This window comes from Pseudoalteromonas sp. CR1 (genome assembly GCF_019392235.1).
In the GTDB taxonomy this organism is placed as follows: domain Bacteria; phylum Pseudomonadota; class Gammaproteobacteria; order Enterobacterales; family Alteromonadaceae; genus Pseudoalteromonas.
Map to the genome: position 1 here is coordinate 1 of NZ_JAHXRM010000032.1, position 13459 is coordinate 13459.

The following is a 13459-nucleotide window of genomic DNA, read 5'->3' on the forward strand; positions in this document are numbered from 1 at the left end:
GTTGCCTGCTCTGCCGTCTCAGTGGGGTCGCATTATAGGGAGATCCTAAAACAGATCAACCCTTTTTTGAAGAAAACTTGAAAAAACATGTTGTTCGATGAGCATTTGAACTAAACACACTAAAAAAACAACATTACTTTCATTTTATTAACATGCATGATCAATTTTTCATTGATGCAGTAGGCTAGGATCCTATGAACTTCATATACAAACTCACTCCCCACAAGATCACAAGGATCATCAGTGAGAGCGTAACAGCAGCAGAACCCATATCTTTTGCCCTGCCTGATAAGACATGCAGCTCTGTGCTAACACGATCAGTGAGAGCTTCAATGGCTGAATTTAATAGTTCAACAATTAATACCACCAATAGTGAGCACATAAGAATTGCCCAATGAAGTAATGAAGATGCTAGCCAAAATGAAAAAGGAAAAAGAATAATACAGATCAGTAGCTCTTGTCTGAATGCAGCTTCTTCTTTAAACGCTGCTTTAAAGCCAAGATAAGAACAGTAAGTGGCTTTAAAAACACGTTTGAATCCTAAACCATTAGGTTTTAATACATCTTTCATTGATAAGCTCATTAATATGGTCAAAAGAAAGCCCCGCAATGCGAGGCTTTATGTTTAGGCTACGCCGTATTGATCGCGATACGCTTTAACTGTTGCTAAGTGCTCACTCATTGTTCCTTGGTTTTCAAGGTAGCTAATAAGATCAGCAAGTTTAACAATAGAGATTACCTGCGTATTAAAGTCACGTTCGACCTCTTGAATAGCAGAAAGCTCTGCTTTACCTTTTTCTTGACGATCTAAAGCTATTAATACGCCACTTAGGTCTGCACCGTTATTTGCAATAATTTCCATGGACTCACGAATAGCAGTACCGGCAGTAATCACGTCGTCGACTAACATAATTTTGCCATTAAGTTCAGACCCTACTAATGTACCGCCTTCACCATGCGCTTTCTTCTCTTTTCGGTTAAAACAATAAGGTACATCTTTGTTGTAATGATCAGCCAACGCAACCGCTGTAGTTGTAGCAATTGGAATACCTTTATAAGCTGGACCAAATAGGACCTCGTATTCTATTGCGGCATCTTCTAGAGCCGCAGCATAAAAGCGCCCCAAGCGCGCTAAATCACGACCAGTATTAAAAAGCCCTGCATTAAAAAAGTAAGGACTAGTTCGTCCTGACTTTAAAGTAAACTCACCAAATTTTAATACCTGCTTTTCTAGCGCAAATTCAATAAATTCTTTTTGGTAATCTTTCATATGTTTGCCGCCTGCCTATCTATGCTAATGCTTGCTTTTGAACGTCGATGATCTCACGAATAGAGTGCTTCGCTAATGTAAGTAACTCATCAAGTTCATCAAACGAAAACGGTTCACCCTCAGCAGTCCCCTGAACTTCAATAATTTTACCCGTTTCAGTTAAAATTACATTCATATCGGTTTCAGCAGCTGAGTCTTCAATGTATTCTAAATCACTTATAGCTTGGCCTTTATAAATGCCAACTGAAATAGCAGCGATCATATGTTTGAGTGGGTTTGAATTAATCATTCCTTTTGCGCGCATGTGCGTTAGTGCATCAACAAGTGCAACACAGGCACCACTTATTGATGCTGTGCGTGTTCCGCCGTCAGCCTGAATAACGTCACAGTCAATAGTAATCGTGTTTTCGCCAAGCGCTTTTAAATCAACTGCAGCACGAAGTGCGCGTGCAATCAAACGTTGGATTTCCATTGTGCGGCCGCTTTGCTTGCCACGAGACGCTTCACGAGCATTTCGTGTGTGTGTTGACCTTGGAAGCATCCCGTACTCAGCATTTATCCATCCCTTACCTTGGCCTTTCATGAAACGCGGAACGCCCGATTCAACCGTAGCTGTACAAAGTACTTTGGTGTTACCAAATTCAACAAGTACAGACCCTTCTGCATGCAAAGTATAATTGCGTGTAAATGATACAGGTCTAATTTGGTTTGGTGTTCTTTGGCTTGGACGCATTGACGATCCCCTTAATTCATAATTTGCCACATTATAAGTGTATGTGAGTACAGATACCATGCTGATTTAACAAATACCTGGTTGCAAAACATTCAGCTACTTAAATTTTCCCTAGAGGTTGGAGAGTGTTTCGGTATAATAAAAATTAATTATGTATTATAAAACTTAGGAAACTATCCATGATCCACAGTATGACAGCTTATGCGCGTCGCGAGATAAAAGGCGACTGGGGCACTGGCACTTGGGAAGTTCGATCAGTTAACCAACGTTACCTTGAAACCTTTATTCGCGCACCAGAGCAATTTCGTGGGATGGAGCCTGTTATTCGTGAACGCTTACGTAAACACTTACAGCGCGGTAAAGTAGAAGTATTTTTAAAGTTTGTTGCAAATCCAGCTCATGTTGGTGAGTTATCAATCAATCAAGCACTGGCTGAACAACTTATAAACAGTGCTAAATGGGTTCAACAGCAAAGTAATGGTGATATAAACCCAGTTGATATTTTGCGCTGGCCTGGCGTAATGGAAGCCGAAGAACTGGATATGGACAGCGTAAACATAGCGCTGATTGCAGGGCTAGATGAAGTAATTGAAGACTTTAAATCAGCACGGGGTGATGAGGGCGCAAATTTAGAAGAAATGATAACAACTCGCCTTGATGCCATCCTAGAGCAAGTAAACACAGTAGAAACTCACATGCCAGAAATTACTAAATGGCAACGTGAGAAGCTCGAACAAAAATTAGAAGATTTAACGACAAATATTGACGAGTCTCGTCTTGAGCAAGAACTAATTTATCTAGCACAAAAACAAGACGTAGCTGAAGAACTAGACCGCTTAAAGTCTCATGTTAAAGAAACTAAAAAAATTCTTAAAAAAGGCGGCGCATGTGGTCGACGTCTAGACTTTATGATGCAAGAGTTTAACCGCGAAGCAAATACCCTCGCCTCTAAGTCTATTAATAGCGATATTACAAATGCCGCTGTTGAGCTTAAAGTTTTGATCGAGCAAATGCGTGAGCAGATCCAGAATATAGAATAATCCATAATGTGCATTTAGCTCACTTGAGCACAATTAGCTAAATAAAGTACAATAAGGTAGTTAAAGGCTTGAGTTATGTTTGTAACTCAAGCCTGTTTATTTTTTGATAGAGAAAAACATGGCTCAAACTCGCGGAAACTTATTTATTTTATCAGCGCCATCAGGTGCAGGTAAGTCTAGCTTAATTAATGCGTTACTCAAAAAACATACGGATATGAAAGTATCGGTATCGCATACTACTCGCTCACCTCGTCCTGGAGAGGAGAATAGTGTCCACTATCACTTTGTGACCACCGATGAGTTTAAAGCTCTGATTGAGAAAAATGACTTTTTTGAATGGGCACAAGTTTTCGATAACTATTACGGTACATCAAAACAAGCCATTGAGTCGCAACTTAATGCAGGCATAGATGTATTTTTAGACATAGACTGGCAAGGTGCGCAGCAAGTTCGTAAAATTATGCCAAGTGTACAAACTATTTTTATTCTACCGCCTTCTAAAGCAGAACTTGAACAACGCTTAAATAACCGTGGTCAAGACTCTGCAGAGATTATTGCATCTCGTATGGCCAAAGCACAATCTGAAACATCTCATTTTAACGAGTACGATTTTGTTATTGTTAATGATGATTTTGATACTGCTCTGAATGATATAGAAACGATTGTTATGGCACAGCGTTTAACATTAAGTGTTCAAGAAGTACGTAACAAAAAATTGCTAAATGACCTTTTAAAGTAAATTAAGGTTATTTAATTAGCTCATATCAGTAAAACTGATAAAAATTGACCACTACCTATTGGCGAAAGTCCCTGCGTGCAGTAAACTACGCCTTTGCTTTTAAATTATTTTTGGAGTGCTGAGATGGCTCGCGTAACAGTTGAAGATGCAGTAGATGCAGTTGGTAATCGTTTTGACTTAATTTTAGTTGCGGCTCGTCGTGCCCGCCAAATTGCTGTTGGTGGTAAAACTCCACTAGTAGACCCAGAGAACGATAAACCGACCGTTGTTGCTTTACGTGAAATTGAATTAAACCTTGTTGATAGTTCATCAATGGATTTAATTGATCGCGAAGAACAACAACATCAAGAAGCAGCTGAACTTGCTGCTGTTGCTGCTATTGTTGGTGGCAACCAATAATCGACCTCCCGGTCTGATTTAGCCAACGGCACAGTATTTCTACTATAGCCGTTGGCAATCCTTTCTTTTCATCGTATATTCTTAACTTAACGTTACCTAATTTGCTTCACTAGAACATTGGAGTGTGAATGTATCTTTTTGAAGGTCTAAAAAAGAAAATTTCTGAATACTTACCTGCTGCTGAAGTAGAGCTGGTACAAAAATCTTACGTTGTAGCACGAGAGGCCCATGAAGGACAAACTCGCTCGAGCGGCGAGCCTTACATTACTCATCCTGTTGAAGTAACTCAAATCTTAGCTGGAATGCACCTTGACCATGAAACACTCATGGCAGCATTAATGCACGATGTAATTGAAGACACCGACTTTAGTCAGCAAGATTTGGCTGAGATTTTTGGTGAAACCGTTGCCGAGCTTGTTGAAGGTGTAAGTAAGCTTGATAAACTTAGCTTTAAAGATAAAAAAGAGTTTCAGGCTGAAAACTATCGTAAAATGATCATGGCAATGACCCAGGATATTCGGGTTATTTTAATCAAACTTGCCGATAGAACGCATAATATGCGTACCCTTGGCGCTCTTCGTCCTGATAAACGTCGCCGAATCGCTCGTGAAACACTTGAAATATACGCACCAATTGCAAACCGTTTGGGTATTCACGATATAAAAAATGAACTTGAAGACTTAGGTTTTCAAGCATTATACCCTATGCGCCATCGCGCACTTAAGTCAGAAGTGGCTAAAGCGCGAGGAAATCGCAAAGAAGTTATTTCCAACATTCAAACCGAAGTAGAAGCTCGCCTAGAAGAGTCAGGTATTGTTGCTACGGTATCTGGACGCGAAAAACACCTTTATAGCATTTATAAAAAAATGTTAAATAAGGAGTTACTATTTAACGAAGTAATGGATATTTATGCCTTTAGGATTGCCGTTGATTCAATGGATACGTGTTATCGCGTGTTAGGCGTTGCGCACAATTTATATAAACCTATTGAAACTCGCTTTAAAGATTATATTGCAGTACCTAAAACAAATGGTTACCAATCGTTACATACATCGCTTGTTGGCCCTCATGGTATTCCTGTAGAAATACAAATTCGAACCCATGATATGGATCATATGGCCGACAAAGGCGTTGCAGCACATTGGATGTATAAAAAAGCAGGCGATGGTGCAGGAAATACGTCTCAGCAACGTGCTCGTCAATGGATGCAAAGTTTGCTTGAACTTCAACAAAGTGCGGGCTCGTCGTTTGAATTTATTGAAAACGTTAAAACAGAATTATTCCCTGAAGAAATCTACGTATTTACCCCAGATGGCCGAATTGTTGAACTACCCATGGGTGCCACTGCGGTCGATTTTGCCTATGCAGTACATACCGATGTAGGTAATACCTGTGTAGGTGCGCGTGTTAATCGAAAACCTTATCCGCTAAGTAAACCGTTAGATACTGGCCAAACCATTGAAGTGATCACCAGCTCAGGCGCTCACCCTAATGCAACCTGGCTTAACTTTATAGTAACGGGCAAAGCACGTTTAGGTATTCGTAATTACCTTAAGAGCCAACACCATGAAGAAGCTATGTTACTTGGACGGCGTTTGCTCGACTCTGCATTAGGCGAAAATAAGTTAGATAGTATTCCTGATGAAAATATTGCACGCGTTCTCGAAGAGCATCAGCTCTCAACCTTGCTCGAATTGCTTGTAGAAATTGGCGCTGGAAACTTAATGAGCGTACTTATTGCCAAGCGTTTATTGCAAAATGATTCTGACGATTTAACCGATATAACTAAACAAGCCAAAGCGACCATTATTGGCACAGAAGGTATGTTGGTTAATTACTCTAAATGCTGTCGCCCTGTACCTGGTGATGCAATTACTGCACATATAAGCCAAGGCAAAGGATTAACCGTTCATCGCCAAGAATGTAAAAACATTCGTGGCTGGGAAAGTGAGCGATCTAAATACTTGGTCGTAAAATGGGATGATAACCCTGAAAAAGAATACATAGCAGCCCTAAGAGTAGAGATTATTAATCATCAAGGTGCGCTGGCTAAGTTAACCAATGTGGTTGCTACAACTCAAGCTAACATTGTTGAAATAGCGACCGACGAAAAAGAAAGTAATTTATATGTAATAGACCTTGGAGTCACGGTTAAAAACCGTGTCCATGTTGCCAACATCATGCGTAAAATTCGTGTGATGCCTGATGTGCAAAAAGTCTATCGTAAAAAATAATATAGGAAAAACATGAACAAAGCATTTATATCTACCGAAAAAGCACCGGCAGCAATAGGTACTTACAGCCAAGCAGTTAAAGTAGGCACTGCAGTATACTTGTCTGGTCAAATTCCATTAATCCCTGAGACTATGGAAGTTATATCAGAAGACTTTAGTGAGCAAACACATCAAGTATTTAAAAATATCACAGCAGTATGTGAAGAAGCCGGTGGTAAAATTCAAGACTTAGTTAAAGTAAATATTTATTTAACCGATTTATCTAACTTTGCGGTAGTTAACGACGTGATGAGCCAGTACTTTAAGCAGCCATACCCTGCACGTGCAGCAATTGGTGTTCGCGCTTTACCAAAAGGTGTACAAGTTGAGATTGACGGAATAATGGAACTGCCTTCAACTAACTAATATTTTCCTGAGCTATAGACCCACTCTATAGCTCACACCTGTCCTCTTTTTGTACTATATTGTTATTCTTACTATCTTGACTCCGCCCTAAATTTCTATCACTCTGTAACTATGTCATTAATTTACTATAACTTTAGTGGTTAAAAAGGATTAGCTGTGTTTAAGCTTGCTCATAATGGGAATGTTTTACTCGATGTCAGTAAACACCCGCCTCCAAGTGCTACATTTGTTATTGAAGCGATAGAAATGTCTAAATTTTGCGACTGTAAAATTGATTACGACGCAATTAATGCATTCTTTAAAGATAAAAGTGCTGAGCCAGTACTTGTCGTCGCGACCAAACACAATGCAAAGTTAGAGGTCGTCATCAGTGACGATAAAATGATGGCTACTGGCGAGCTTACCGTCGCGCAAGGCGGTGATTTACTCAGCCTAGATGATGCAAAAAAACAGCTAGTCAAAGCGGGTATAGTTCGTGGTTATAAGCAAGCATACTTAGAACAACTATTACAAAAGCAATTTACAGCTAAAGCAGGTGAGGTGGTACAAGGTATTTTAGCGCAAGGCCGCCTGCCCAGCGATGGCTTGGCAACTAAACTGGTTACTAAAGTAAGAACTTTAAAAGACCATTTAAAAACCCCAAAGCTCAAAGAAGATGGCAGCGTTGATATGCGTGACTTTGGTAAGATGGCAAGTGTTGAGCCTGGTGCAGTTCTAATACGACAACAACCTGCAACACCAGGAAAAGAAGGCTTTACTGTTCTTGGCGATATACTACCGGCAAAACCAGGGGACAATAAACAACTTGTTGCCGGTGAAGGTACCGAAATTTCTAAACTTAACCCTCTGGAGTTAGTATCAACCATTTCAGGTGTGCCTATTGAAATTACTAACGGAATGCGCGTAGACGATATTTTTACTATTCCCGATGTAAACGTTAAAAGCGGCCATATTGACTTTGAAGGCAGTGTAATTGTTACCCGTAATATTGATCCTGGTATGAAAGTAACCGCCAAAGGTGATATTACAATATTTGGTACCGTTGAATCTGGTGTGTTAACGGCCGGCGGCAATATTACTGTTAAGCAAGGCGTTATTGGGCATCAAAAGTCTGACGATAAATCGCTTTCGTGTAAACTTATATGTGAAGGTGATATTCATGTATCCCACTCTCAATATTGCTATATAGAAGCCGCAAATATTTTTATCGAACGACAAACTAGCCACTGTATTATGAAGGCACGCCATGCACTAAAGGTAGGCCAACCAGATTTACCTAAAGGTAAGATATTTGGTGGTGAAATTTTAGATGCTACAACGCTTATTGCTGGTGAAATAGGAAACGAATCAGGTGCTAAAATGGTTATTAATTTAGCACGTTCCGGCGGTGATATTACAGCTGAAACTGACGAATGCTTTAAAGAGCTTGCTAAAACAGAGCAGCAATTAGACTCTCTACAACCAGCACTAGAAAAAGCAGATCTGCTTAAAGATCCAGAGAAAAAAAATGAGTTAATTAGTAAAATTGGCGCAACTCAACTACACCTTTGCCAACAAGCAGAGCAATATGAAAGGCAACTCTCATCATTAGAGAACAACCTTCATGAATTACTTACAAATACAAACTTAATCGTCAATACAGTTTTACATTCAGGTGTGGAAATACATATCTTTGATAAGGCGTTAAAAACAAACCGTAACTACCCACCTTGCACAATAAAACTGATGAATAATAAAGTAGAAGTTGAGTTTAAAACATCGTGAATCTAGAGTGCTCATCAGAGCACTCTTATATCTTTCATTAAAGTAGACCCTCAACGCTTGCATGTGTTTGTGTTGACCATACTCCAACTTGAACTTGTCCAATATGTTCCTTTTGCAGCAATAACATAGCCAAACGTGATTGCCCTATACCACCCCCAATAGTTTGTGGGAACTGGCTTTTTAATAATGCCTCATGCCACTCCAATTGCAGGCGCTGGTTATCACCTGTAATATTTAACTGAGTTTTGAGTACTTCAGGGCTTACGCGAATACCCATAGAGGATATCTCAAAAGAGTCTTCTAATATTGGGTTCCATACTAAAATATCACCATTGAGCCCTATGTCGTGTTCGCTTGTTGGCGTAGACCAATCATCATAATCTGGCGCTCTTACATCGTGAATTTGACCATCGCCTAATTGACCGCCAATTCCAATTAAAAATACAGCGCCGTATTTTTTCGCAATTGCTTTTTCACGACTTTTGGCAGTAAGATCAGGGTACATTTTACGTAGCTCTTCACTATGCACAAATTGAATATCGCTTGGTAAAAAAGGGCTAAGCGAAAAGTGTTCGCTAACAAATTGTTCTGTTTCTTTTATGCCTTCATAAATCGATGCAACTGTGTGCTTAAGGGTCGCTAAAGAACGCTCTGTTGATTCACAAATGACTTTTTCCCAATCCCATTGATCCACATAAACCGAGTGAATAGGACTTAGCGACTCTTCATCTGGGCGCAGCGCCTTCATTTGAGTATAAAGCCCTTCACCTAAACTAAACCCATACTTACCCAGCGTTTTACGTTTCCATTTTGCTAGCGAATGAACAACTTCATATTGGCTATCGGTAATCGCTTTTACATTCACTGCCACTGCATTTTCATGACCGCTTAAATCATCTTGTGTGCCATCACCTACCTTTGCAAGAATAGGTGCCTGAACTTCGACTAGCCCTAACTGTTTTTCTAGTTGCCGTGAAAAAAATTGCTTAACGCTACTTATTTGCAACTGCTGCTGAACATAGTCTGAACTCATAATAATTGGCCTCATTCCCAGTTATTGTTACCTAGTTTATTTTTAATAACACACCTAAAGCGCGTCATTAATGAGGTTACTGTAACGATTTGAACTTTTAATTCAACAACCAACAATAAAAATAGCTTTAATACATAAAATAATTTAATTTACACCCCAACAAAATGAAGATTCACGAATTTAAATAAGTAAACACAATGGAAAATTATCAAATCGATAATCTCGATAAACAGATACTTCACGCTTTAATGGAAAATGCCCGTATTGCTTATGCAGAATTAGCTAAACGTTTTGGCGTAAGTGCAGGCACCATTCACGTGCGTGTAGAAAAATTAAAACAAGCAGGAATTATCACCGGTACCCAATTAAGTATAAATACAAAGCAACTTGGCTATGACGTTTGTTGCTTTATTGGTATTAATTTAAATAATGCACGCGACTACCCTGAAACACTTATTAAACTCGAAGCACTTGAAGAAGTTGTTGAAGCCTATTACACCACCGGTAATTACAGTATTTTTATTAAAGTAATGGCTAAATCAATTGACCACTTACAGGATGTATTAATAAATAAAATTCAAGCGATAGAAGCCATTCAGTCCACCGAGACGCTTATTTCGTTACAGAACCCAATTAGCCGTACAGTGATGCCTTAATTCATAAAATTTCGTATAATTAACAAAAAAGAGGATCACCATGCAGCATAATCGCTATCAACGAATTAAAGACGTCTTATCGCGTCGCCAAACCGACTTAACCGTATGTTTAGAAGACGTACATAAACACCATAACCTATCGGCTATTGTAAGAAGCGCCGATGCAGTAGGATGTCACCATGTACATGCTGTATGGCCTGAAAACCAAAAATGGCTGACTAATAATACATCTGGTGGAAGTAAAAATTGGCTAGAAACACACCTGCATAAAAATATTGATGATGCAGCTGCAATGATGCGACAGCACAACCCAGATGTACAAATACTAGCAACTCATTTGAGTGAAGATGCTGTTGATTTTAGAGAAATAGATTACACAAAACCCACAGCAATTATTGTTGGGCAAGAAAAAACAGGGATCTCTACACAAGCTCTTAAGCATGCAGATCAAAACATAATTATTCCTATGCAAGGTATGGTGCAATCTCTTAATGTTTCAGTGGCTGCAGCACTCATTTTATTTGAAGCACAACATCAACGCGAAAAGGCAGGGCTATATAGCCGTAACATGTTGAGCGAAGATATAAAACACCCTATGTATTTTGAAGGCTACCACCCGGTTATAGCCAAGCAATGCCGTATAAAAAAACTCCCCTATCCGCCACTTGATGAGGAAGGTGAAATAGTTGCTGATGATGAATTTTGGCATGCTTTAAAACATGCTTGATGCTTAGCAAGCCTGTGAGTACACTTAACTCATTCACAAATAAAAAGATTTGAGCCTACATTGTCTAAACCTAGCTTAAGCCAATACCCCATTACAGAACTTAAAGGTGTAGGACCAAAAATGGCCGAGCGCCTTTTAAAGCTAGGTATTAAAAGCGTGCAAGATATGCTCTTTCACTTACCACTTAGGTACGAAGATAGAACCCGTATTTATTCTATCAACGAACTATCATTACATAGCCACGTCAGCATTGAAGCCACAATAGAAACAAGCCAAATCACATTTGGTAAAAGACGGATGCTAGTTGTACAAGTAAACGACGGGACTGCTAGGCTCACACTTCGGTTTTTTAATTTCAGTGCAGCTCAGAAAAATGCATTAAGCCCTGGCAAAATAATACGCTGCTTCGGCGAAGTTCGCCGCGGGCGAGTGGGCTTTGAAATGAGTCATCCAGAATACAGTTTAAGTGACACACCTAATGAGCAGCCAACAGCTTCAACATTAACGCCAGTGTACCCAACAACAGATGGTTTAAAGCAATTATCGATTAGGGCGCTAAGTGAACAAGCTGTAGATCTGCTAAATAAATACTCTGTTGAAGAACTGTTACCCGTGCAATGGCAACCTTCTCAACTTGCACTAGCTGATGCCTTACTGTTGCTTCACCGCCCACCTAGTAATACCGACGTTATTGAACTAGAGCAAGGAATGCACCCTGCTCAGCAGCGTTTAGTATTTGAGGAATTACTCGCACAAAATCTAAGCCTATTAAAAGTAAGAGAGCAAGGTCAACTGGTACAAGCGGTATCTCTTAGCCCAACGAATAAATTAGAGCCTCAATTTTTATCACAACTAACTTTTGCCCCAACAAACGCACAAAATCGTGTCGTATCAGAAATTAAATCTGACCTACAACACCCTTACCCTATGATGCGTTTAGTTCAAGGCGATGTAGGCTCGGGTAAAACCTTAGTTGCAGCACTAAGTGCATTAACTGCAATAGCTCAAGGATTTCAAGTCGCCTTGATGGCTCCCACTGAAATACTGGCAGAACAACATGGCATTAGTTTTACCTCATGGTTTGAGCCATTGGGGATAGATGTAGCATGGCTTGGTGGCAAAACAAAAGGTAAAGAGCGCGTAGAAACACTAGAAAAGATAGCCTCTGGCAAAGCACAAATGATTGTAGGTACACATGCGTTATTTCAAGGTGAAGTGAAGTTTAACAACCTAGTACTCATAATTATTGATGAACAACACCGGTTCGGTGTTCAACAACGTTTAACACTAAGAGAAAAGGGCCAGTTTAATGGCTGTTACCCACATCAACTCGTAATGACTGCAACTCCAATTCCGCGCACTCTAGCGATGACAGCTTATGCCGACTTAGAAGTATCTATTATTGATGAGTTACCACCAGGGCGTACACCTATCACAACAGTAGCACTTCCAGACACACGTCGAGACGATATTATTGCTCGCGTTAAATTAGCTTGCCAAGAACAAGGCCGCCAAGTTTATTGGGTCTGTACACTAATTGATGAATCAGAGGCACTACAATGCCAAGCTGCTGAAGATAGCGCCCTACAACTGAAAGATGCCCTGCCAAGTTTAAATATTGGCTTAGTGCATGGGCGAATGAAGCCCGCTGAAAAACAAGCTATTATGAATGATTTTAAAAAGGGCTTAATACATGTTTTAGTTGCAACAACAGTAATTGAAGTAGGTGTAGACGTGCCTAATGCAAGCCTAATTATTATTGAAAACCCAGAACGTTTAGGTCTAGCACAATTACACCAGTTACGCGGGCGTGTAGGGCGCGGTAGTGTTGCCTCTCATTGTGTACTTTTATACCACGCACCATTATCGCATACCGCTCAAAAGCGCTTAGGTGTTCTCAGAGATAGTAACGATGGCTTTGTTATAGCCGAGCGTGATTTAGAAATACGCGGCCCAGGTGAAGTACTTGGAACTAAGCAAACAGGATTAGCAGAATTTAAGATTGCTGATTTAACGCGGGATAAACAAACTCTGAATCAAGTAAGACCCATTGCACAACAGATGTTAAATCAGTACCCGCAGTATATAGAGCCACTCATTCAACGCTGGTTGGGCAACAAGTCAAACTATGCACAAGCATAACCCCACTATATATTCACAAGTAGAAGCTCATCTTCTAGCTTTAACACTTTGCTACTAATGGGTATACGCTTGTTACCTTTTGTCTCAAAGGTAACAAATAACCGCCTTTGATGAATAGCACCTTCTTGTATTTGAAGTCGGTGCGCTACGCAGTAGAATGTTGTGATACCCACCGCGGTGGAGAGTCACAATGAAGTGCTGCACTATCATCGCTCAATGCATTCGATAGTCAAAACACTGTTCACAAAGAGGCGCTTCGCTTAAGAGACGCTGCGCTTTAGAGAAGAAAGTGCTGAATATTATACTTTTTTATAGAC

The 13459-nt window shown here is 39.9% G+C and carries 13 protein-coding genes; 9 read left to right on the plus strand and 4 right to left on the minus strand.

Annotated features, from left to right (window positions below; translation table 11 throughout):
* Positions 1 to 184 precede the first annotated feature (184 nt).
* The 3 genes from KZZ04_RS18255 to rph are packed head-to-tail and all read right to left on the minus strand — an operon-like array spanning position 185 to position 2003.
* Positions 185 to 571 carry a diacylglycerol kinase gene (locus KZZ04_RS18255; RefSeq protein ID WP_058405258.1) on the minus strand — a complete coding sequence of 129 codons (387 nt, stop codon included), beginning with the start codon at positions 569 to 571 and terminating at the stop codon, positions 185 to 187.
* Positions 572 to 625: 54 nt separating this feature from the next.
* Positions 626 to 1270 carry an orotate phosphoribosyltransferase gene (pyrE, locus tag KZZ04_RS18260; protein ID WP_219423658.1) on the minus strand — a complete coding sequence of 215 codons (645 nt, stop codon included), beginning with the start codon at positions 1268 to 1270 and terminating at the stop codon, positions 626 to 628.
* A 19-nt stretch (positions 1271 to 1289) separates the two neighbouring features.
* Positions 1290 to 2003 carry a ribonuclease PH gene (gene rph / locus KZZ04_RS18265; RefSeq protein ID WP_058405256.1) on the minus strand — a complete coding sequence of 238 codons (714 nt, stop codon included), beginning with the start codon at positions 2001 to 2003 and terminating at the stop codon, positions 1290 to 1292.
* 179 nt (positions 2004 to 2182) lie between these two features.
* Between rph and KZZ04_RS18270 the strand changes: the two genes are divergently transcribed.
* The 6 genes from KZZ04_RS18270 to KZZ04_RS18295 all read left to right on the plus strand — a co-directional run bounded on the left by KZZ04_RS18270 (position 2183) and on the right by KZZ04_RS18295 (position 8584).
* On the plus strand, positions 2183 to 3043 hold the full coding sequence (locus KZZ04_RS18270) for a YicC/YloC family endoribonuclease (protein WP_058405255.1): 861 nt from the start codon (positions 2183 to 2185) through the stop codon (positions 3041 to 3043).
* 118 nt (positions 3044 to 3161) lie between these two features.
* The gene (gene gmk, locus KZZ04_RS18275; RefSeq protein WP_058405254.1) at positions 3162 to 3782 is read left to right on the plus strand and encodes a guanylate kinase; all 621 of its coding nucleotides are present in this window, start codon (positions 3162 to 3164) and stop codon (positions 3780 to 3782) included.
* Between the two features lie 123 nt (positions 3783 to 3905).
* Positions 3906 to 4181 (plus strand): DNA-directed RNA polymerase subunit omega, encoded by a 276-nt coding sequence (rpoZ, locus tag KZZ04_RS18280; RefSeq protein ID WP_006794742.1) that lies wholly within the window; start codon positions 3906 to 3908, stop codon positions 4179 to 4181.
* A 128-nt stretch (positions 4182 to 4309) separates the two neighbouring features.
* Complete coding sequence (gene spoT / locus KZZ04_RS18285; protein WP_058405253.1) at positions 4310 to 6415, plus strand: bifunctional GTP diphosphokinase/guanosine-3',5'-bis pyrophosphate 3'-pyrophosphohydrolase; 2106 nt, start codon at positions 4310 to 4312, stop codon at positions 6413 to 6415.
* A gap of 12 nt (positions 6416 to 6427) precedes the next feature.
* A complete protein-coding gene (locus KZZ04_RS18290) occupies positions 6428 to 6820 on the plus strand; it encodes a RidA family protein (protein ID WP_058405252.1) in 393 nt (130 codons plus the stop codon).
* A gap of 156 nt (positions 6821 to 6976) precedes the next feature.
* A complete protein-coding gene (locus KZZ04_RS18295) occupies positions 6977 to 8584 on the plus strand; it encodes a DUF342 domain-containing protein (protein ID WP_058405251.1) in 1608 nt (535 codons plus the stop codon).
* Between the two features lie 37 nt (positions 8585 to 8621).
* On the opposite strand, the gene asnA is transcribed toward KZZ04_RS18295, so the two are convergent.
* On the minus strand, positions 8622 to 9617 hold the full coding sequence (gene asnA, locus KZZ04_RS18300; RefSeq protein ID WP_058405250.1) for an aspartate--ammonia ligase: 996 nt from the start codon (positions 9615 to 9617) through the stop codon (positions 8622 to 8624).
* Between the two features lie 197 nt (positions 9618 to 9814).
* Here asnA and asnC point away from each other — a divergent pair, with 197 nt between their 5' ends.
* The 3 genes from asnC to recG are packed head-to-tail and all read left to right on the plus strand — an operon-like array spanning position 9815 to position 13142.
* Complete coding sequence (gene asnC, locus KZZ04_RS18305) at positions 9815 to 10273, plus strand: transcriptional regulator AsnC (RefSeq protein ID WP_058405249.1); 459 nt, start codon at positions 9815 to 9817, stop codon at positions 10271 to 10273.
* A gap of 40 nt (positions 10274 to 10313) precedes the next feature.
* Positions 10314 to 11000 carry a tRNA (guanosine(18)-2'-O)-methyltransferase TrmH gene (trmH, locus tag KZZ04_RS18310; RefSeq protein WP_058405248.1) on the plus strand — a complete coding sequence of 229 codons (687 nt, stop codon included), beginning with the start codon at positions 10314 to 10316 and terminating at the stop codon, positions 10998 to 11000.
* A gap of 60 nt (positions 11001 to 11060) precedes the next feature.
* The gene (recG, locus tag KZZ04_RS18315; protein WP_219423660.1) at positions 11061 to 13142 is read left to right on the plus strand and encodes an ATP-dependent DNA helicase RecG; all 2082 of its coding nucleotides are present in this window, start codon (positions 11061 to 11063) and stop codon (positions 13140 to 13142) included.
* Positions 13143 to 13459 lie beyond the last annotated feature (317 nt).

Coding starts and splice junctions, on each gene's coding strand:
- KZZ04_RS18255 (WP_058405258.1), bottom strand. CDS start 571: ATGAAAGATGTATTAAAACCTAATGGTTTAGGATTCAAACGTGTTTTT.
- pyrE (WP_219423658.1), bottom strand. CDS start 1,270: ATGAAAGATTACCAAAAAGAATTTATTGAATTTGCGCTAGAAAAGCAG.
- rph (WP_058405256.1), bottom strand. CDS start 2,003: ATGCGTCCAAGCCAAAGAACACCAAACCAAATTAGACCTGTATCATTT.
- KZZ04_RS18270 (WP_058405255.1), top strand. CDS start 2,183: ATGATCCACAGTATGACAGCTTATGCGCGTCGCGAGATAAAAGGCGAC.
- gmk (WP_058405254.1), top strand. CDS start 3,162: ATGGCTCAAACTCGCGGAAACTTATTTATTTTATCAGCGCCATCAGGT.
- rpoZ (WP_006794742.1), top strand. CDS start 3,906: ATGGCTCGCGTAACAGTTGAAGATGCAGTAGATGCAGTTGGTAATCGT.
- spoT (WP_058405253.1), top strand. CDS start 4,310: ATGTATCTTTTTGAAGGTCTAAAAAAGAAAATTTCTGAATACTTACCT.
- KZZ04_RS18290 (WP_058405252.1), top strand. CDS start 6,428: ATGAACAAAGCATTTATATCTACCGAAAAAGCACCGGCAGCAATAGGT.
- asnA (WP_058405250.1), bottom strand. CDS start 9,617: ATGAGTTCAGACTATGTTCAGCAGCAGTTGCAAATAAGTAGCGTTAAG.
- asnC (WP_058405249.1), top strand. CDS start 9,815: ATGGAAAATTATCAAATCGATAATCTCGATAAACAGATACTTCACGCT.
- trmH (WP_058405248.1), top strand. CDS start 10,314: ATGCAGCATAATCGCTATCAACGAATTAAAGACGTCTTATCGCGTCGC.